This window comes from Enterobacter sp. HMSC16D10 (assembly GCF_001807145.1).
Classification (GTDB): Bacteria; Pseudomonadota; Gammaproteobacteria; order Enterobacterales; family Enterobacteriaceae; genus Enterobacter; species Enterobacter roggenkampii.
The window spans coordinates 214,502-234,766 of the sequence record NZ_KV787878.1 but is presented as its reverse complement, the minus strand read 5'-3'; the positions used below and the strand labels follow the sequence as shown (position 1 = coordinate 234,766).

The 20,265-nt window shown below is 58.7% G+C and carries 17 protein-coding genes; 8 read left to right on the top strand and 9 right to left on the bottom strand.

The features are described 5' to 3' along the window. Nucleotides 1-34: 34 nt before the first annotated feature. Nucleotides 35-1,567 (bottom strand): SpoVR family protein, encoded by a 1,533-nt coding sequence (locus HMPREF3143_RS11995; protein ID WP_023293929.1) that lies wholly within the window; start codon nt 1,565-1,567, stop codon nt 35-37. Nucleotides 1,568-1,888: 321 nt separating this feature from the next. Between HMPREF3143_RS11995 and HMPREF3143_RS11985 the strand changes: the two genes are divergently transcribed. Both HMPREF3143_RS11985 and dadX read left to right on the top strand, forming a co-directional pair. Beyond that, on the top strand, nt 1,889-3,187 hold the full coding sequence (locus HMPREF3143_RS11985; protein WP_021240402.1) for a D-amino acid dehydrogenase: 1,299 nt from the start codon (nt 1,889-1,891) through the stop codon (nt 3,185-3,187). 9 nt (nt 3,188-3,196) lie between these two features. Further along, nucleotides 3,197-4,267: a catabolic alanine racemase DadX gene (dadX, locus tag HMPREF3143_RS11980; RefSeq protein WP_008500515.1), complete on the top strand. Its 1,071-nt coding sequence runs from the start codon at nt 3,197-3,199 to the stop codon at nt 4,265-4,267. 95 nt (nt 4,268-4,362) lie between these two features. Here dadX and HMPREF3143_RS11975 read toward each other — a convergent pair whose 3' ends face one another. Further along, nucleotides 4,363-6,096 (bottom strand): potassium/proton antiporter, encoded by a 1,734-nt coding sequence (locus HMPREF3143_RS11975; RefSeq protein ID WP_032675016.1) that lies wholly within the window; start codon nt 6,094-6,096, stop codon nt 4,363-4,365. Between the two features lie 97 nt (nt 6,097-6,193). Next, nucleotides 6,194-7,108, bottom strand: a complete 915-nt coding sequence (gene ldcA / locus HMPREF3143_RS11970) for a muramoyltetrapeptide carboxypeptidase (protein ID WP_070533186.1) — start codon at nt 7,106-7,108, stop codon at nt 6,194-6,196. A 107-nt stretch (nt 7,109-7,215) separates the two neighbouring features. Here ldcA and emtA point away from each other — a divergent pair, with 107 nt between their 5' ends. Continuing rightward, nucleotides 7,216-7,827, top strand: coding sequence for a membrane-bound lytic murein transglycosylase EmtA (gene emtA, locus HMPREF3143_RS11965; RefSeq protein WP_008502664.1), 612 nt, complete (start codon nt 7,216-7,218; stop codon nt 7,825-7,827). A 38-nt stretch (nt 7,828-7,865) separates the two neighbouring features. Here emtA and HMPREF3143_RS11960 read toward each other — a convergent pair whose 3' ends face one another. After that, entirely contained in the window at nt 7,866-8,597 is a 732-nt protein-coding gene (locus HMPREF3143_RS11960) for a flagellar brake protein YcgR (RefSeq protein ID WP_008502663.1), read from the bottom strand. Nucleotides 8,598-8,805: 208 nt separating this feature from the next. On the opposite strand from HMPREF3143_RS11960, the gene HMPREF3143_RS11955 reads away from it, so the two are divergent. Both HMPREF3143_RS11955 and HMPREF3143_RS11950 read left to right on the top strand, forming a co-directional pair. Next, complete coding sequence (locus HMPREF3143_RS11955) at nt 8,806-9,060, top strand: GlsB/YeaQ/YmgE family stress response membrane protein (protein ID WP_008502662.1); 255 nt, start codon at nt 8,806-8,808, stop codon at nt 9,058-9,060. A 112-nt stretch (nt 9,061-9,172) separates the two neighbouring features. Next, nucleotides 9,173-11,275, top strand: a complete 2,103-nt coding sequence (locus HMPREF3143_RS11950) for a TonB-dependent siderophore receptor (protein WP_070533184.1) — start codon at nt 9,173-9,175, stop codon at nt 11,273-11,275. A gap of 64 nt (nt 11,276-11,339) precedes the next feature. On the opposite strand, the gene HMPREF3143_RS11945 is transcribed toward HMPREF3143_RS11950, so the two are convergent. Continuing rightward, nucleotides 11,340-13,025, bottom strand: coding sequence for an alpha,alpha-trehalase (locus HMPREF3143_RS11945; RefSeq protein WP_070533183.1), 1,686 nt, complete (start codon nt 13,023-13,025; stop codon nt 11,340-11,342). A gap of 102 nt (nt 13,026-13,127) precedes the next feature. Continuing rightward, nucleotides 13,128-14,084 carry an AraC family transcriptional regulator gene (locus HMPREF3143_RS11940; RefSeq protein WP_008502659.1) on the bottom strand — a complete coding sequence of 319 codons (957 nt, stop codon included), beginning with the start codon at nt 14,082-14,084 and terminating at the stop codon, nt 13,128-13,130. Nucleotides 14,085-14,199: 115 nt separating this feature from the next. Here HMPREF3143_RS11940 and HMPREF3143_RS11935 point away from each other — a divergent pair, with 115 nt between their 5' ends. After that, on the top strand, nt 14,200-15,387 hold the full coding sequence (locus HMPREF3143_RS11935; protein ID WP_070533181.1) for an MFS transporter: 1,188 nt from the start codon (nt 14,200-14,202) through the stop codon (nt 15,385-15,387). 41 nt (nt 15,388-15,428) lie between these two features. Here HMPREF3143_RS11935 and gap read toward each other — a convergent pair whose 3' ends face one another. Both gap and HMPREF3143_RS11925 read right to left on the bottom strand, forming a co-directional pair. Continuing rightward, nucleotides 15,429-16,439 carry a type I glyceraldehyde-3-phosphate dehydrogenase gene (gene gap, locus HMPREF3143_RS11930; protein ID WP_070533179.1) on the bottom strand — a complete coding sequence of 337 codons (1,011 nt, stop codon included), beginning with the start codon at nt 16,437-16,439 and terminating at the stop codon, nt 15,429-15,431. Nucleotides 16,440-16,517: 78 nt separating this feature from the next. Further along, entirely contained in the window at nt 16,518-17,498 is a 981-nt protein-coding gene (locus tag HMPREF3143_RS11925) for a GlxA family transcriptional regulator (RefSeq protein WP_039024216.1), read from the bottom strand. Nucleotides 17,499-17,646: 148 nt separating this feature from the next. On the opposite strand from HMPREF3143_RS11925, the gene HMPREF3143_RS11920 reads away from it, so the two are divergent. Both HMPREF3143_RS11920 and HMPREF3143_RS11915 read left to right on the top strand, forming a co-directional pair. After that, complete coding sequence (locus tag HMPREF3143_RS11920) at nt 17,647-18,618, top strand: fatty acid desaturase (protein ID WP_045334984.1); 972 nt, start codon at nt 17,647-17,649, stop codon at nt 18,616-18,618. Further along, on the top strand, nt 18,611-19,369 hold the full coding sequence (locus tag HMPREF3143_RS11915) for a phosphate/phosphite/phosphonate ABC transporter substrate-binding protein (RefSeq protein WP_070533177.1): 759 nt from the start codon (nt 18,611-18,613) through the stop codon (nt 19,367-19,369). Before HMPREF3143_RS11920 ends, HMPREF3143_RS11915 begins: the two co-directional genes overlap by 8 nt. On the opposite strand, the gene HMPREF3143_RS11910 is transcribed toward HMPREF3143_RS11915, so the two are convergent. After that, complete coding sequence (locus HMPREF3143_RS11910; protein WP_023294033.1) at nt 19,348-20,244, bottom strand: LysR family transcriptional regulator; 897 nt, start codon at nt 20,242-20,244, stop codon at nt 19,348-19,350. The genes HMPREF3143_RS11915 and HMPREF3143_RS11910 overlap by 22 nt on opposite strands. Nucleotides 20,245-20,265 lie beyond the last annotated feature (21 nt).

Sequence of the window (20,265 nt, the reverse complement as noted above, 5' to 3'; positions counted from 1 at the left end):
GCCGGGTAAGGCGTAGCCGCCACCCGGCAAAAAACTACAGCGTATTCAACCGCGCCGGGCAGCGTTCAAGCAGCTCGACGCTCCCGTCTTCATTCTGCTGCTCCAGCTGCACGTCAAAGCCCCACAGGCGATGCACGTGCTTCAGCACCTCTTTACGCCCTTTATCCAGCGGCGCGCGATTGTGCGGGATATAGCGCAGCGTCAGGGAGCGGTCACCGCGCAAATCCACGTTCCACACCTGAATGTTGGGTTCAAGATTGCTCAGGTTGTACTGGGAAGAGAGGCGAGAGCGGATCTCACGGTAACCCTCCTCGTTGTGGATTGCGGAGATCTCCAGATAGTTGTTGCGGTCGTCGTCCAGCACGGTGAAGAAGCGGAAGTCACGCATGATCTTCGGCGACATAAACTGGCTGATGAAGCTCTCATCCTTAAAGTCGCGCATCGCAAAGTGCAGCGTTTCCAGCCAGTCAGATCCGGCGATATCCGGGAACCAGTACTTGTCTTCTTCCGTCGGCGACTGACAGATACGCTTAATGTCCTGGAACATGGCGAAGCCAAGGGCATACGGGTTAATCCCGCTGTACCACGGGCTGTTATAGGGCGGCTGGAACACCACGTTGGTATGGCTGTGGAGGAACTCCATCATGAACCGCTCGGTGACTTTCCCCTCGTCGTACAGGTGGTTGAGGATGGTGTAGTGCCAGAAGGTCGCCCAGCCTTCGTTCATCACCTGCGTCTGTTTTTGCGGGTAGAAATACTGGCTCACCTTCCGCACGATGCGCAGGATCTCACGCTGCCACGGCTCCAGCAGCGGGGCGTTCTTCTCCATAAAATAGAGCAGGTTTTCCTGTGGCTCGGACGGATAACGCCGCGCTTCGGCGATCGTTTTTTCTTCCTCACGCTTCGGCAGGGTGCGCCACAGCATGTTCACCTGGCTTTGCAGATACTCTTCGCGGCTTTTCTGTCGGGCCTTCTCCTCCTGCAGGGAGATTTTCTGCGGGCGTTTGTAGCGGTCAACGCCGTAGTTCATCAGCGCGTGACAGGAGTCGAGCAGTTTTTCCACTTCGTCCACGCCGTAGCGTTCTTCGCAGTCGGTAATGTATTTACGGGCGAAGATCAGGTAATCGACGATGGAGCTGGCATCCGTCCAGCTGCGGAACAGATAGTTATTCTTGAAAAAGGAGTTATGCCCGTAGCAGGCGTGCGCCATCACCAGCGCCTGCATGGTAATGGTGTTCTCTTCCATTAAATAGGCGATACACGGATTGGAGTTGATGACGATTTCATACGCCAGACCCTGCTGGCCGTGCTTATACAGCCGCTCCGTTTCAATAAATTTCTTACCAAACGACCAGTGCGGATAGTTGATCGGCATCCCGACGCTGGAGTAGGCGTCCATCATCTGTTCGGACGTAATGACTTCAATCTGATGGGGGTAGGTATCCAGGCGATACAGTTTTGCGACCCGGTCGATCTCGGCGAGGTAAACATCCAGCAGCTCGAAGGTCCAGTCGGGTCCATCGCTCAGACGTGTGTTGTCCTTGTTCAGGGAATCAATAGTAGCCATTAGCGCGCCCTCGTTGTGGGTGCTCTCTCTGTCTGGAGAGCCTCCTTTCAAGCATAGATCAACGTGTTAAAAAGCGTGCTGGGGCAGAAATTTTTTCTTTGCGATTTCGCGTTTTTGATACGGCAAAAAAACGGTGTCTCTCAGCATTTTATGCTGGTTAAAAATAACGCGCAGCAGGAGATCCCAAATTAGCACTACCCCCTGATGCTGGGGGATGTGTGAGGTAAGTCACCATAAAAAAGTCATATGTTGAATAATATTTTCAACTAGGTTATCAATCTGTAATTAGAAGATTGTTCTTTTGCACATAATGGAGTGGCTATGCGTGTTGTCATACTGGGAAGTGGTGTCGTTGGGGTAACCAGCGCCTGGTATTTAAGTCAGGCGGGACATGACGTCACCGTTATCGATCGTGAGTCAGGCCCCGCGCTGGAAACCAGCGCGGCGAACGCCGGGCAAATCTCTCCGGGCTATGCGGCACCGTGGGCAGCACCGGGCGTTCCGCTGAAAGCGATTAAATGGATGTTCCAGCGCCACGCGCCGCTGGCCATCAGCCTTGACGGCACGCAGTTCCAGCTGAAGTGGATGTGGCAGATGCTGCGCAACTGCGACACCCGCCACTACATGGAGAACAAAGGGCGCATGGTGCGCCTGGCGGAATACAGCCGCGACTGCCTGAAAGCGCTGCGCGCCTCAACCGGGATTGAGTACGAAGGCCGTCAGGGCGGAACGCTCCAACTGTTCCGCACCGAACAACAGTATGAAAACGCCACCCGCGATATCGCCGTGCTGGAAGATGCTGGCGTACCGTATCAGCTGCTGGAAGCCAGCCAGCTTGGTCAGGTTGAACCTGCGCTGGCGGAAGTGGCGCATAAGCTGACGGGCGGCCTGCGCCTGCCGAATGACGAAACCGGCGACTGCCAGCTCTTTACGCAGCGTCTGGCGCAGATGTGCGAGCAGGCGGGGGTGAAATTCCGCTTTAACACCTCTGTCGACAAGCTGCTGTCGGAAGGGGAAAAAATTTACGGCGTGAAGTGTGGCGAAGAGGTGATCAAAGCGGATGCCTACGTCATGGCGTTTGGTTCGTACTCCACCGCGATGCTGAAGGGCATTCTCGATATTCCGGTCTACCCGCTAAAAGGCTACTCGCTGACCATTCCGGTAAAAGAGGAGAGCGGCGCACCGGTTTCTACCATTCTGGATGAAACCTATAAAATCGCCATTACCCGCTTCGATAACCGCATCCGCGTAGGCGGCATGGCGGAGATTGTCGGCTTCAACACCGAACTGCTGAAACCGCGTCGTGAAACGCTGGAGATGGTGGTGGGGGACCTCTTCCCGCGCGGTGGTTTTGTCGAGCAGGCGACCTTCTGGACCGGCCTGCGTCCGATGACGCCGGACGGCACGCCGATTGTGGGGCGCACGCCGTTCAAAAACCTGTGGACCAATACCGGACACGGTACGCTTGGCTGGACGATGGCCTGCGGCTCCGGACAGCTGCTGAGCGACCTGATTTCCGGACGCACGCCGGCCATTCCGTTTGACGATCTCAGTGTCGCGCGCTATCAATCGGGGTTTACGCCGTCGCGTCCACAGCACCTGCACGGCGCGCATAACTAAGGAGCTGTCATGTCCCGTCCTGTTCTCGCTCAGCTGAACCTGCAGGCCCTGAAGGATAACCTGCAGATTGTTCGTCGGGCAGCACCTGGCGCCCGCGTGTGGTCGGTGGTGAAAGCGAATGCCTACGGCCACGGCATTGACCGTATCTGGAGCGCGCTGAGCGCCACCGATGGCTTTGCGTTACTCAATCTTGAAGAGGCCATTCTGCTGCGCGAGCGCGGCTGGAAAGGGCCCATACTGCTGCTGGAGGGCTTCTTCCACGCCGACGATCTGCCGCTGCTGGATAAGTACCGGCTGACCACCAGCGTTCATAGCAACTGGCAGATCAAAGCGATTCAGGATGCGAAGCTCCACGCGCCGCTGGATATCTATCTCAAGGTCAACAGCGGCATGAACCGCCTGGGCTTCCAGCCTGAGCGGGTGCATACGGTCTGGCAGCAGCTACGCGCCCTGAAGAACGTGGGTGAAATGACGCTGATGGCGCACTTTGCCGACGCGGAAAAACCGGACGGTATCGCCGATGCCATGGTCCGCATTGAGCAGGCGGCAGAAGGGCTGGACTGCCCGCGCTCGCTGTCCAACTCGGCGGCCACGCTGTGGCATCCCGAGGCGCATTACAACTGGGTGCGTCCGGGGATCGTTCTGTACGGCGCGTCGCCCTCGGGCCAGTGGCAGGATATCGCCAACAGCGGCCTGAAGCCGGTTATGACCCTGCGCAGCGAAATCATTGGCGTGCAGACCCTGAAAGCTGGCGACACGGTGGGCTACGGTAGCCGCTATCGGGCAAAGGGCGAGCAGCGGATTGGTATCGTGGCGGGCGGCTATGCCGACGGCTACCCGCGCATTGCGCCGACCGGTACGCCTGTGTGGGTAGATGGAGTCCGCACGGGAACGGTAGGCACCGTATCAATGGATATGCTGGCCGTTGACCTGACGCCCTGCCCGCAGGCGGGTATCGGTTCCCCGGTCGAGCTGTGGGGTAACGAAATCAAAATTGATGACGTGGCGGCCGCGGCGGGCACGGTAGGGTATGAACTGATGTGTGCCCTGGCACCGAGGGTGCCGGTTGTGACGGTGTAACGTATGTTCGCCGGGTGGCGCTAACGCTAACCCGGCCTACGTTCGAGGGTTTTGTAGGCCGGGTAAGGCGAAGCCGCCACCCGGCAAAAAAACCGTTACTCCGCTTCCTCTTCCATCGGCCTCAAACCGACTTTCCTTACCGCGTTATCTTCTTTCTCTGCTACCGTCCAGATCATCCCGGCAAACTCTACCTGATCGCCCACGACCGGGGCAGCGCCAAGCCGCTGCTGGATGATTTCGCCCAGCGTTTGCTGGCTATCTCCGTCTTCAGCACCTTCATCCAGGCCGTAAATCAGCGCCACATCGGCAAACCTGGCGCTGGCTTCCAGAATAAAATCGCCGAAGAAACGCTGGTCCAGCGCCACCGGCGGCGACTGGCTGAACAGCTTGCCCAGCGCGGGCAGGTCACGCTCGCGGCCAATCACGCAGAGAATATCCCCTTCGCGCAGGCGGGTGCTGCCGGTAGGGTGCAACAGGACATTGTCGCGGAACAGGGCGGCAATGCGCGTTTCGGCCGGCATGTGCAAATCGCGCAGCGAAGCGCCCACGCACCATTTGTCGGCGCTCAGCTGGTAGACGAACTGCTCCCACGGGTTTTCCGGATGAATGTCGAGCCCCACCCGCGACACCGGCCAGCCCACGGGAGGTACCACCACTTTGGCTTTTTTTGCCGCCCACCCGAGGGACGTTCCCTGGAACAGCAGCGAAATCAGCACCACGAAGAAGGCCACGTTAAAGAACAGCCGGGCGTTATCCAGACCGGCCATCATCGGAAAGACCGCAAGAATAATCGGAACCGCGCCGCGCAGACCCACCCAGCTGATAAAGACGCGCTCGCGCAGGTTGAAGCCGCGAAACGGCAGCAGGCCAGCAAATACCGACAGCGGACGGGCGAAGAAGATCATCCACGCAGACAACAGCAGCGCCGGAACGGCGATGGGCAGCAGGTCCGATGGGGTAACCAGAAGACCGAGCACCAGGAACATGCCGATCTGCGCCAGCCATGCCAGGCCGTCGAAGTTCTGCAAAATGGCATGGCGGTTGCGAATAGGGCGGTTGCCCATCAGGAACCCGCAGAGGTAGACGGCGAGAATGCCGCTGCCGTCCAGCGCCGTGGTAACGGCAAAAATGAGAATGCCGCCGCTCAAGGCCAGCAGCGGGTAAAGCCCCGAGGGCAGCGAGATGCGGTTGATCATCTGCTGTAAGAGGTATCCCCCCGCCAGGCCAATAACAATCCCCAGCCCGAACTGCTGCAGGATATGCCACGCAAACATCCAGCTGAGCCCCGTCTCGTGCTGCTGGATCATCTCAATCAGCGTGATGGTGAGAAACACCGCCATCGGGTCGTTGCTGCCGGATTCAATCTCAAGCGTGGAGCCAACGCGTTCGTTAAGCCCTTTTCCGCCGAGCAGGGAAAACACCGCAGCCGCATCGGTTGAGCCCACGATGGCGCCTATCAGCAACCCTTCCATGATATTGAGATGGAAAAGCCACGCGGCCATCATCCCGGTCAGACCGGAGGTAATCAACACGCCAACCGTGGCGAGCGACAGCGCAGGCCCTAAGGCCACGCGGAAGGAGCTCGCCTGGGTGCGCATGCCGCCGTCCAGCAGGATCACCGCCAGCGCCAGGTTACTCACCATGTAGGCGAAAGGGTAGTTATCGAATGGGATACCGCCAATGCCATCAATGCCGGCCAGCATGCCGATGGCGAGGAAAATAACAAGAATAGGTATGCCGAGACGCGATGAAAATGAACTTAATAAAATACTGCTGGTTACAAGGACCGAACCCAGAATGAAAAGGCTGATTATCGCTGCGGCATCCAATGTTCTCTTACTCCCACCTCAATGTTAACGCTGTTACTAAAACCCTAACATATTAACGACGGCAACAGCGTTTTATTAAGGGGGTATAACGGCTTTTTTATGCCTTTATGACAGGATGGCCGCTGATGGTCAGCCGGGAGCCGGAATCATTATGGAGCAGGGAGGCGTGCGCCCCCAGCGCCAGGGTCACGGTGCGCTGCTCATGACCGAAGTCCAGACCGGCGATCACCGGAATATCCAGCCGCGAGCGAATGAACTCAACCATGGTTTCCAGGGAGTAACCCGCGTCATAGTCATTCGGGGCAGCGCCGCTGAAGCTGCCCAGCACAATCGCGGACTGGCGCTCAAGAACACCGGCATAATAGAGCTGCAACAGCATGCGTTCGACGCGGAACGGATGTTCGTTGATATCTTCCAGCACCAGAATGCCGTCCTCGATTTGCGGCATCCACGGCGTACCGATGAGCGAAACCAGCATCGCCAGGTTGCCGCCCCAGAGCTGACCTTCGCATTCCCAGTGCGGTCCATTCCCCTGCCACTCCACGCTGTAGGTGGGATTACGCAGCGCGCGCCAGAAATGTTCCACGGTGAACGCTTCCAGCTCCGGCGCGCCGAAGTTACCGGCCAGCATCGGGCCGCTGAAGGTGATGACGTTATGCAGCGCCAGCAGCCCAAGCTGGATGACGGTGAAATCGCTGTGGCCGCATATCAGCAGCGGATCCTGCTGCTGACGCTCCGCCAGGCCCTGCCAGTCAATGCTCTCCAGCAGCCGGCTCGCGCCATATCCGCCGCGCACCGCCAGCACTATCCGGTTTTCACCCTTCAGGTTCACCAGGCTGTTGATATCATTCAGCCGCTGCGCTTCGGTACCGGCAAAACGCTGCTGGCGGCGGGGGATAATCGTCTGATTTTCTACCTGGTGGCCCGATTCCAGCAAACGCTGAACGCCCCGCTGCGCCGCGTCCTGGTTAATGCAGTAGCCCGACGGCGCGATGAGATGAATCTGAGACATGGCAATTCCTTGCTGAATGAGAAACTAATTGTCTATATCATGCCGCGTATACGCCGCCTGCTTCAAGGGGCGGCGCACCGCGATGACCGGCTATAAGGATAGATGACGTGAAATTGAGATGGTTTGCTTTTTTGATTGTGTTGCTCGCTGGCTGTAGTTCAAAACATGATTATCAAAACCCGCCCTGGAACCCGGAAGTGCCGGTGAAGCGGGCGATGCAGTGGATGCCGATCAGTGAACAAGCCGGGAAAGCCTGGGGCGTCAGTCCGCGCCTCATCACGGCGATCATTGCGGTGGAATCCGGCGGTAACCCCACGCTTGTCAGCAAGTCGAACGCGGTGGGGCTGATGCAGCTTAAAGCGTCAACGGCGGGGAGAGAGGTATACCGCTACATGGGCTGGAGCGGCCAGCCGTCGACCAGCGAGCTGAAGAACCCGGAGCGCAACATTTCAATGGGCACGGCCTATCTGAGCATCATGGAGCATGGCGTGCTGAAGGGGATTCAGGATCCGGAGGTCATGCAGTACGCGCTGGTGGTGTCTTACGTTAACGGCGCCGGCGCGTTGCTGAGAACCTTCTCCTCTGACCGCAAAGAGGCGATAGAAGAGATTAACGGCATGGACAAAGACGAATTCTTTGAGCATGTGGTGAAAAATCACCCGGCACCACAGGCGCCTCGTTATATCTGGAAAGTGCAGAAAGCGATGGATGCCATGTAATGCCGCAGACGGGCGGCGGTCACGCTGCCCGATGTTTTTTACAGAACTTTATTTGCGCGTTCGCGCGCCTCCCGCTCCAGGGAGTAGATAATGCGCTGCAGTTCGCGCTCAGCGCCAGGTCCGACGTTGAGGAAACGGAAGCTCAGACGCGGCGTGGTGATCGTTTCATTTTTGCTGTCCACGACGGTGCGTTCGCTGATGGCAATCAGCTGTGCATCGAAATAAAAACGCCCCCAGCCCCCCATATCCAGCTCGATTTGCGTGAACCGCATGCCCTCTACCAGTCCGTCAGGCTTCGGCGTATCCATCAGCGCGCCCATACCGCCCAGCGACAGATCGAAGAGACGGAAGCGAATCTCTTTTTTGTCCGGCATTTTGGCCTTGCAGAAGTAGGCAGGGTGAAGCGGGGCGCTGATGCGGAAATATTCACGGCGCTGGACAAACCAAAGATTAGTGGGAAGCGGGGTCACAAAGGCCGGCAGCCCCTGGTATTCGCTCAGTTCCAGTCGCGACAGGACAAACTCCACTTTGGCGCCCTGCGTTTCGGCCATCACCGCGATATTCTCCGCCTTCAGCGCCGCGCGGTTTTCATACTCCTGACTGCCTAAATCAATCACCAGTCGCTCCTGCGAGGCGTCAAGGATCTTACTAATGAACTGATTATTCGACCAGCTGATGCGCAGCGGCACTTCACCTTTTTGCAGGTCGCGTAATACCCCTAATACAGCCAGCGGATTTTGCTTGAGGAACTGCTCACTGTAATGACTCACGCCGGATGGCTCCTTGATAGATGACAGACTGTCTTAGCGTTATCGGCAATCTGCAATGAAACTTAATACAAACCGGTGAGTTTTTTTTGCCTGTTCAGGCAAAGATAAGTCGGTGACAAGAAAATGATTTTCCGGCGATGACCTATACTTAAGTTAGCTGTGCAGAAGGTTTTCTGCACATGCGTTAAACCTGCAAGAGGGCATCGCTATGGGTATCATCGCCTGGATTATCTTTGGTCTTATTGCTGGCGCTATCGCGAAATTGATCATGCCGGGAAACGATGGCGGCGGCTTTATTTTGACCTGCGTACTCGGGGTCGTTGGTGCGGTTGTGGGCGGCTGGCTGGCGACGATGTTTGGCTTCGGAGGCAACATAAGTGGTTTTGACCTGCACAGTTTTCTGGTCGCTGTCGTGGGCGCCATTGTGGTGCTGGGCATATTCAGGTTACTGCGACGAGCATAAGATAACGTAAACGGCTCTCTGCGGAGGGCCGTTTTTTTACCTGAGTATTGATTTGTTAATGTAAATGATAATAATTGTCGTTCCGTATTGCATCTAACAACAAGACGACATTATGACTCCCTCTCGTTTTACGCTTTGCGCCCTGGCAGGCGCCATCACGCTCGCACTGCACGCTCCGGCATTCGCCGAAGAATCCACTATCGTCGTCACGGGCGCAGAGCAGGGCAGCGCGCTGCCGGCCTGGACGAACAGCGCCACGAAATCGGCCGTAGCTGAAAGTAAAACGCCGCAGGTCATCACGACCCTCTCTGCGCCGGAAATTGACAAGCGCCATGCGAATTCCGTGAATGAAATCCTCCGCTATGCGCCGGGCGTTTCAACCGAAGTGCGGGGAAATACCTCCTACATGAGCGAATATAAAATTCGTGGCTTTACCGTCGACCAGGAGTTCTACAACGGGCTGCAGTTACCCTATAACGTCACCGGCAATACCAAAGCGCGCATCGATCCGCTGTTGATTGACAGCGTTGATATCCTGAAAGGCCCCTCATCGGTTCTCTACGGCGGCGGCTCGCCGGGCGGGCTGGTGAATATCCAGAGTAAAAAGCCGCAGCGGGAAGCGCGAACCGAATTTGGTTTTAACACCGGCAACCGCAACCTGAAAGAGGGCTATCTCGACTCAACCGGGCAGATTGCCAACAGCGACTGGAACTACCGCCTGCTGGGTAAAGCGACGGAAAATGACGATCAGCCGCACACCACCCGGTATGAAAACTACCTGGTTGCCCCGTCCGTCACCTGGCAGCCCGACAGCAAAACCCGCCTCACCCTGGATGCGCTGGCGCAGAACTCCCCGAGCCTGACGCCGTCTAACCCGCTTCCGATCGCCTACCTGCGCTCGACATACGCGGGCAAGCGCGATTACGCCGGTGATGAGTTGAGCGGGTTTAAGCAGCGTCAGTGGATGCTGGGCTACAGCTTTGAACATGAGTTCGACAGCGGCTGGGGCTTTAACCAGAAGGCGCGCTATTTCGACGTCGACACGCATCAGCGCAGCGTCTATGCAACGGGAACGGGAAGCGAGGTTTATCAGCTCAACCGTTTTGCCTACACCACCGATGAAGATCTGCAGAGCTTCAACATCGATAACCAGGTCACTAAAACCGTGGCGCTGGGCGACTGGCAACACCATCTGCTGGCCGGGTTTGACTATCAGAAGCTGAACTCCCATTTCCACTACCGTTACGCGTCGACCACGCCGGGCATGGATATGCGCAATCCTGACTATTCGCAAATCAGCGAAAGCGCATTAGGGCTGTATACCGCTCAGAAAAACCGTCTGAGCTATCAGCAGAACGGCTATTACCTGCAGGATCAGGTGGAGTTTGGCGGCTTAAATCTGCTGGCCAGCCTGCGTTACGATGATTATCGCTCCGTCACCACCAATTATCTGCAAAACGGTGACAAGGCCTGGGTATCGCAGGATCGCGTCACCAAACGCCTGGGCGCGCTTTACGCCTTTGATAACGGGATTTCGCCGTTTATCAGCTATTCCGAAGGTTTTGCGCCGGTGTCGCCGCAGGGCACGCTCGTGGCGAAAGACGTCAAACCGACCACCAGCAAGCAGGTGGAAGGTGGGGTAAAATATCTGCTGGCGGATTACGCCACCACCTTTACCGCCTCGGTGTTTAACATCCGCCAGAAAAATGTCGTTACCTCCGATCCGGGCTTCCTGAACTATCGTCAGACCGGGGAAGTGGAATCCAAAGGGGCGGAACTGTCTGCCATCAGCCGCCCGACGGACAACCTGACGCTGATTGCCAACTACGCCTACACCCACGCGATCAACACGGAAGATGACAAGTACAAAGGTAAACGTCCAACGCAGGTGCCGGAGAATGCCTTCAACCTTTGGGGGGATTACACCTTTGAAAACACACCGCTGAAAGGGCTGATGCTGGGCGCGGGCGCACGCTACACCGGCCCGATGGAAATCTCACCCGCTAACGATGCGGGTAAGCTGGGCGGTACCACCCAGTACGATTTGTCGGTATCCTATCGAATGGGTGAAATCCTGCCTTCGCTGGCAGGGCTAACGCTTAAAGCCAGCGCGCAGAATATCACCAACAAAGAGACGCTGACCTGCTACGACGCGACCAACTGCTGGATTGGGCGCGACAGAACGTATCAGCTAGGGGCAAGTTACAGTTTCTGAACAAGGCCCTGTGAGGGCAAAAAGTAGGCCGGGTAAGGCGTAGCCGCCACCCGGCAATACTCGCTTACTGCGCCGAGGCTTTCACCGGCGCCACCTCATCATTCGCCGCAGGCCGATTCTCCGGCACGCTGTCGCACGGTTTCTCTTTCGGGCAGACCCGGTCCAGCATCTTCAGCGTCACGCCGTTGCTCCAGCCGAAGCCGTCCTGCAGCGGATACTCACCGCCGCCGCCGCCCGTACCGGTGGTCGACACGTCATACTTCTCGACCAGTTTCTTTTCCCGGTCATAGGTATGCTGAACGTTTTTCAGGAAGCGCCAGGTCACATCCATTGAGACCTTCTCTTGCCCGTAATTCTGCAACCCTTCCGCGGCCACCCATTGCAGCGGAGCCCAGCCGTTTGGCGCATCCCACTGCTGGCCGCTGTTGACGGTGGTGGTCGCTATCCCGCCCGGCTTCAACAGACGAGAGGAGGTTGCCGCGGCGACTTTTTCGGCACGATCCTGCGCCGCCGCCTTGACGTAAAGCGGGAACAGGGCCGCCGCCGTGAGCTGATTGCGTACCTTCTTGCTCTTCAGGTCGTAATCGGCGTACCAGCCCTCTTTATCATTCCACAGGTGGCTCTCGATGGCTTTCTGGCGCGCGGTGGCCAGCGTCTCATACTTGCTTGCGCTGGCGGCATCGCCGCTCTCCTGGCTTGCCCGGGCCAGCAGTTTTTCCATCTTGAACATCAGGGCGTTCAGGTCCACGGGCACAATGCTGGTGGTCCGGATGGTGCCAAGTTTTTGCGGATCGTCCATCCAGCGGGAGCTAAAGTCCCATCCCGAGGCCGCGGCGGAACGCAAATCGCGGTAGATCTCGGTTGCCGGTCGGTTAGGGTTACTTTTCGCGGTATTCACATCGTCAAGCCAGGACTCCGGGCGCGGCGTATCGCGGTCGTCCCAGTAGCGGTTGAGGACAGCGCCGTCATCCAGCTTCACCACGCGTTTGTTGGCCTGGCCCGGCTGCAGAGCATCGACGCCGTCCATCCAGTAGGCATACTCTTTCTCCATCTGCGGACGATATTTCTTCAGCGCGTCGCTGTCATGGGTCGCCAGCAGTTCAACCATCAGTGAGAAAAACGGCGGCTGGGAGCGGCTCAGGTAATAGCTGCGGTTGCCGTTGGGAATGTGGCCGAAGGTGTCGATCTCATACGCAAAGTTATACACCATGTCGCTGATTTTGTCCCAATGATCGCTCTCAGCCAGGCCCAGCATGGTGAAATAGCTGTCCCAGTAGTAGACCTCGCGGAAACGACCGCCGGGCACAACGTAGGGCTTCGGTAGCGGCAGAAGGGAATCCCATTTGTTGCTGGCTTTATCGGTAGTGCGCGTCAGTACGGGCCAGAGATCGTCAATGTGCTCACGTAAACTTTGTCCAGCAGGCGGAACATATTTTTCCCCTTCCGCAGGGAGCGTAAAGTTCATCTCGACAAAGTGGCGTAAGTCAAAGCTGGACTGCGTATGCTGCATCCGGTAGTCCGCCAGAATCATCAGCGGGTCGCTTTTGGGGACGGCATCCGCAAAGGTTTTCTGATCGGGAAACAGTTTGGCGCTCTGCACATCGTTAAACAGAGGGCCAAGTAAAATATCGGGTGAGGTTGTCTGGGTTGCGGGGTTATCGTCGGCATAGCCCAGTGTCGTTACGCCGAGCAGCGCGCCGCCTAACGCAAGGGGCAAAAACGCGGGGCGTAGTGTACGAGGTCTTATCATCAGTTCGTCTCCTGTCTTCACTAAACAGCGTGACCGCTGTTGTCAATCACCTGAAAACCTTAGACGAATATTGCCCGCTTCGCGTTAAATATTGCCGCGCTTTCAGACCTCTTCCGCGGTCTGGCTGGCTTCCCGCAGCGTGCCCGGCGCATGGCCAATGATGCGCTTAAACGCCCGGCTAAATGCCGCCAGAGAGCCGTATCCCAGCCGCAGCGCGACGGTTTCAATGGGCTGGTTTTCATGGCGAATGTACTGAATGGCCAGCCGCATTCTCAGCTCGCTGAGATATTTTGCCGGGGTAGTTCCCGTCGCCGCGAGAAACCGTTCCGCGAAAACGGAGCGGGACGTGCCTGCTTCTTTTGCCAGATCCGCCACGCTCCAGTTCAGGCCTGGCTGCTGGTGCATGGCGTAAATGGCCCGGCTCAGGCGCGGGTCGCGCAGCACCTGCACCCAGCCGGTGGCTTTGCCACAGCCGCCTTCAACCCAGCCCCGCACAATTAACGCCGCCACCACGTCGGCCAGCCGCGCAAGGATCCCGGCATACCCGGCCTGACGCGCCGCGGATTCCCGCTCCATCGCCGCCAGCAGCGGATGAATTTCCGGCCAGGTGGACATCAGCCGGCTAACCATCATCACTTCCGGCATCGCCTTGATCAGCGGCTGCATCCCGCCCAGCTCAAAATCCATGCACCCGCTAAAAATGAGGGTGTTCTCGCTCTCCGGGCAGGGCTCGCAGGTAATGGCGCAGACCGAGCTGCAGATAGGCTCGCTCGGGAAGGCGTTGACCGGGGTAAGGGTGGCCTGCTCGTCAGAGAGCAAAGCGTGGGAATTCCCGCCGGGAATAAAGAGGGCGTCGCCACCGCTCAGTTCGAACGTTGCGCCGCTCTCCATGCGCAGCAGGGCGCTACCGTGGCTCACAAAATGGAACTGTGCCCGGCCGGGAGCCTGATGAAACGCGACGCCAAAGGGCGCGCTGGCTTCAATCCGCCGGTATTTCACGCCTGACAGGCGCATGCCCCGTAAAAGTTCGCTGATCAAATCGGGTGACTGTACGGTCATGGCGCAACTCCGGACGAATAATCAATAAGTGGAGATTATATGTCATAGATCGTCCAGGGTGAACCTTCTATTCTTTTGCGACAGTAGTCACATTTTTATAACGGGAGATCAACAGATGAGTTCATGTGTCGCGGCGAGCGAGGCGGTAGCGCCTGCAAAACCCGCCTGGCGGGCCGTCTATTCACTGGGGCTGGGGGTATTTGGTTTGATTACGGCAGAATTTCTGCCCGCCAGCTTGTTAACACCCATGGCCGCGAGCCTGGGCGTGACCGAGGGGATGGCCGGACAGGCTGTCACCGCCACCGCGCTGGTGGCGCTGGTCACCGGGTTGTTGATCACCCCGGCAACCAAGAGTATCGACCGCCGCTGGGTACTGATGTTTTTCTCGGTGCTGCAAATTATCTCCAGCCTGCTGGTGGCCTTTGCGCCCAATCTGCACGTCCTGCTAATGGGGCGCCTGCTTCTGGGGATAGCGATCGGGGGATTCTGGGCCATGTCGACGGCCACGACGATGCGTCTGGTTCCGGCAGATAAAGTGCCGAAAGCGCTGGCGGTGATCTTCTCCAGCGTGTCGATTGCCACGGTAGTCGCGGCGCCGCTGGGCAGCTATCTGGGCAGCCTGATCGGCTGGCGCAACGTCGTTGTGCTCTGCATTCTGCCGAGCATGCTGGCGCTGCTGTGGCAGCTGTGGGTGCTTCCGTCCATGAAGCCGGAGAGCAGCGGTAGCCTGAGTACGCTGTTCCGCGTGCTGCGCCGTCCGGGGATGATCGGCGGCATGCTGGCGACCATCCTGATCTTCAGCGGCCATTTCGCTTTCTTTACCTACCTGCGTCCGTTCCTGGAGACGGTAGGACAGGCGAGCGTGGAAACCATTTCATTGATCCTGCTGGGCTTTGGTATCGCCAACTTTGTGGGCACCTCCGTGGCCGGGCATCTGCTGGCACGCAATCTGCGCCTGACGCTGGCGCTGGTGCCGTTTGCGATGGGCGTTCTCGCGCTCATGATGGTCGCCTTTGGTCATCTGGCCATGCTGGACGGGCTGCTGGTCGCGCTGTGGGGCTTTGCATTTGGTCTGGTTCCGGTGGGCTGGTCAACCTGGCTTGCGACCACCGTTCCGGATGAAGCCGAAAGTGCAGGGGGGCTGCTGGTGGCCTCAATCCAGCTGGCGATAAGCGCCGGTGCGGCCGGAGGTGGGGCGGTATTTGATCTTAACGGTGCCAGCGGCGTGTTCGCGGGCAGCGGTTTGCTGCTGGTGACGGCGATGGTGATTGTGTTTATGGGTGTGAAAGTGAAAGCGGAGTAATTTTTTAGCCGGGTGAGCGTTCGTGCCACCCGGCCTCAGGTTTACAGCCCTTTCTTATCCATCAATACCGCCAGATCCACCAGGCGGTTAGAGAAGCCCCATTCGTTGTCATACCACGCCAGGATCTTCACCATATTCCCGCCAATCACCAGCGTGGAAAGCCCGTCGATAATCGAGGAGCGCGGGTCACCCTGGTAATCGCTGGAGACCAGCGGTTCATCGCTATAGCCCAGAATGCCTTTCAGGGGGCCGCTGGCGGCCGCGTTGCGGAACGCGTCATTCACCTCTTCGGCGGTCACATTGCGGCTCAGCGTCACGGTTAAATCGACAATCGACACCACCGGCACCGGCACGCGCAGGGAGTACCCGGTCAGCTTGCCGTCCAGGGAGGGGATCACTTTCCCCAGCGCTTTCGCCGCGCCGCTGGAGTAGGGCACAATCGACAGCGCCGCCGCGCGGGCGCCGCGCAGATCTTTCTCTGGCTGATCGTGCAGCGCCTGGCTGTTGGTGTAGGCGTGCGTCGTGTTCATCAGGCCATGCTCAATTCCGAACTGCTGATGCAGCACCTGAGCGGCCGGTGCCAGACCGTTCGTGGTGCAGCTCCCGTTGCTCACCACCGCGTGCCGGGCGGGATCGTACTGGTCATGGTTGACGCCCATCACAATCGTCAGGTCGTCGTTCTTCCCGGGGGCGGAAATGATGACGCGCTTAGCGCCGCCGTGGGTGATATGCACCGCCGCTTTCTCCCGCTCGGTAAAGAAGCCGGTGGCCTCAATCACCACGTCTACCCCGGCATCATGCCATGGGATATTCGCCGGGTCGCGTTCGCTAAAAACCACGATCCGCTGGCCGTCTACCTGCAACGCACTGTCACCCGCTTCAACGGGCGCGGGCAGTTTGCCCAGAAGGGAATCGTGCTTCAGCAGATGGGCGAGGGTTTTACTGTCCGTCAGATCGTTAATCGCCACAATCTGCAGATCCGGGTTGCCCAGCGCCGCGCGCAGGACATTACGTCCGATACGGCCGAAACCGTTAATACCGACCTTAACCATGGTGCACTCCTTATCTCTGTTGTCTGGAGTCACTGTAGGCGTCGGGCCGGCTGGCGTAAATGACAAAAAAGGATCAGATTACGCCATCTTGCGGCAGTGAAAGCGCTGGCGGTATTCGCCGGGCGTGAGGTGAAGCTGTTTCTCAAAGATGCGGCGTAAATTAATGCTGGTGCCAAATCCGCTTTGCTCCGCAACGCGCTCAAGGGGATCGCGGGTTTGCTCAAGCAGCTGGCGGGCGGCGGCCAGTCGCGCTTCGGTCACGTAGCGGGCAGGCGAGACCCCGGCCTCGCGGGTAAACACGCGGGTGAAGTTACGCGGGCTCATCGCCGCTTTCTCGGCCAGGTTCTCCACGCACAGATCGGCGGTGAGGTTCTGCAGGATCCAGCTTTGCACTTCGCCTATCGGCCCTGCGGTGCCCGGCTGCTGCAGGCTGTAGCGGCTGAACTGCAGCTGTCCGCCGGGACGTCGCAGGTACATCACCATATCCTGCGCCACGTCGCGGGCGAGGGTAAATCCGTAGTCGTCCTCCACCAGCGCCAGGGTCAGGTCGAATCCGGAACTCACGCCGCCGGAGGTCCAGATGGGGCCATCCTGAATGTACAGCGGGCCGCCTTCGACCTGGATTGACGGGTACTGGGCTTGCAGGGTCTCCAGCAGCCGCCAGTGGGTGGTGGCGCGCCGACCGTCCAGCAAGCCGGTCTGGGCCAACAGCATCGCGCCGCCGCAGATAGAGGCTACCCGCCGGGCGTGCGGCGCTGCGAGGTGCAGCCAGTCCACAACGGCTATGCTCTCCTGCTCGTTCATACCGCGTCCGGTGATGATAATCGTGTCCAGCGGTTCGCGCGGATCCAGCTCCGGCAGACGATAGTCCGCCAGCAGGTTCAGGCCGGACTGGCCGTGGATCACCTGGTGAGGCTGCGTGGTGGCGATGATAATCCGGTAGCGGGGATGCGCAAGCCCTTCCGGATGCAGCCGGTTGGCCTGCATCAGAATGTCGGCGATACCGGCGGCTTCAAACAGCATGCCGCCGTCGGGAACGATAATCAGGATCTTCTTCATGTCCTGAAAAGTACATTTAATACAGAATAAGTCAAGCGTGCCCGCACTTCACGTTTCTGGCAAAGCAAAGCGATTTAAGTTGTTTGTGATTTCAGGCGTAATCCCCGATCGTCAGGGCTCTGTCTCTGGCGAAACGGCGTCTGAAGGAATGGGTAAACGAAGCTCCCTCTATTTACATCCGCAACAACGCAATCAAATTCACCGCCTCGCGTCGAGTTTCTTATGGCGAAGCGAACTGCCCACCTGGCTGTTAATGTTCACGATTTATGCGGGCTGGTTTGCCACGCTGGCGTTCTGGCAAACGCTCGGCCTGCTGCCCGCCACGCTGCTGCTGATCGGGTTTACCGCCTGGTATATGTCCCTGCAGCATGAGCTTATCCACGGGCATCCCACCCGTTTTGCCTGGCTTAACCAGCTGTTCGGCACGCTCCCGCTGGCGGTCTGGTATCCGTATGGCCTCTACCGGGATTCCCATCTGGCCCACCATCGGTACGATAGCCTGACCCATCCGGTGGATGACCCGGAGTCGTATTATTTTACCGAGGCGAGCTGGGCGCGCTTTTCCCCCTGGCAGAAGCGCCTGATCCGGGCCCGAAATACCTTTGCCGGGCGGCTTCTGCTGGCGCCGCTGCTGGATATCGTCCAGACGCTGGGCAGCGCCGGGGCGGCGTTTCGTCATTTTCACCTGCGGGCGATGACGATGTGGCTGGTTCACATCACGCTGCTGGCGGCGCTTTTCGCCTGGATGACGCACGTCGGTTTTTCACCCGTCTGGTTTGTGCTGGCGGTCAGCTATCCGGCGCTGGCGCTGACCAAGGTGCGATCGTTTCTCGAACATCGCGCAGCGGACGATCCGCTGGCGCGCTCCGTCATTAACGAGGCCGGGCTGTTCTGGCGGATACTGTTTTTAAATCTCAACTACCATTCAGTACACCATGATTTACCGGGGGTGCCGTGGTACGGGCTGAAGGCGATCTACCAGCAAAACCGGGAGGCGTACCGGGAGCGAAACCGCGGTTTTCTCGTCAGGGGCTACGTTGAATGGCTGCGCCAGTTCTGGGCCAGGCCCGTCGACGTCACCGTTCACCCCGGAAAACAACAGGAGGAGGGATATGAGTAACCTGCTGGCGTTTCCCATGTATGCGGTGGATCGCGCCGACACCCGCGCGCTCTGGCTGGCGGTAAAGGGGCTGCTGGCCGCTCGCGGTGTGCCCGTCGAAGATGTCCCCGACGGGCCGGAGTCCGATCTGCTCACCCACTGGCGACAGCCTGGGCTTATCCTCAGCCAGGCCTGCGGTTATCCGCTGGTCACGCAGCTTTCGGACGTGCAGGTCGTCGGCTGTTTTCACTACGCGGCCCCGGGCTGCAAAGGGTTCCACTACCGCAGCGTTCTGGTGGTGCGCGAGGAGGATCGCCACCTCACGCTGGCGGATTTTCGCGGCCGACGGGCGGTCTGTAACTCTGCGGACTCGCAGTCCGGCTACAATGCGCTGCGAAAAAAAGTGGCGCCTCTGGTGGCTCAGGAGCCGTTTTTCGCGCAAACGTCCTTCAGCGGCAGCCATCGCCAGTCGCTGATTGATGTCAAACGCGGGGCAGGGGATATCGCGGCCATCGACTGTGTCACCTGGGCACTGCTGCAGCGTCACGAACCGGAAAGCCTGACGGGTCTGGCGGTCATTGACCGTACCCCGCTGACGCCGGGGCTGCCGCTCATTACCTCGCCCCGCACCTCGCCTGAGACCCTGAACGCCCTTCGCGATGCGCTCCACGCGCTGGTGAGTTCGCCGGAGCACCGGGCCGTTTGCGACGCGGTGCTGATCCGCGGTTTTAGCGTGGTGACGCGTCAGGCCTACGCCTCATTGCTGGCGTGATAGATCTCCTGCGCGTCGGTAAAACAGCGCAGCGCCAGCGAGGAGACGGGTTTTTGCCTGCGCATAATCAGGCCGACAGGGGCCTCGATATCCGCGTCGGCGATGGGGACAATCCTGAAATGGCTGTTCAACTCTTCCAGCCCGTTGTTCAGCGGCATCACGGCACAGCACACGCCGCTCTGAACCGCCTGGATGATCTGGAACGTGGAGTCGCTCTCGAAAACGGACCTCGGTTCAATGCCAGCAGACTTAAAGCTGGCCTCCATATGCGCCCGATAATGCATCCCTTTGGTCAGGAACCCCAGAGGAAAATCCGTCAGATCGCGCCAGGTCAATGTCTCCTGGCCGAGCTGGAAATGGCGGACGTCGTGCAGCAGGCCCATCTTCGTTTTGGGAAGCTGGATAATATCGAACAGGCTGGTATCGATGCTGTTGAGATAGCAAATCCCCAGCTCAAGCTGATTGCGGCTGACGCCGTCGGCAATCTGCGCGGAAGACATGGAATAGAGGCTGTAGGTCAGCTCCGGGTATTTTTCCGTCAGCAGACGGATAAAGATCATCGGATCCACGCTCGCCAGCGGCACCATCCCCAGACGGAGTTCGCCCACCACCTGACCTTTGCACAGCGCGGCTTCTGCCTGTAGCCCGTCATGTGCAGCCAGCAGCGCGCGGGCCCACGCGAGGATGCGTTCACCCTCCGGCGTAAACCCTTCAAAGCGCTGCCCGCGCACAATCAGTACCAGCCCGAGCTCCTCTTCCAGGCTGCGGATGCGCATGGAAAGGGTCGGCTGAGTGATGTTGCACTGCGAGGCCGCCTTGCCAAAATGGCGGGTCTCGTCGAGCGCGATTAAATATTTTAACTGTTTAATATCCATCTTTTTCTCTGCGCGATCGGC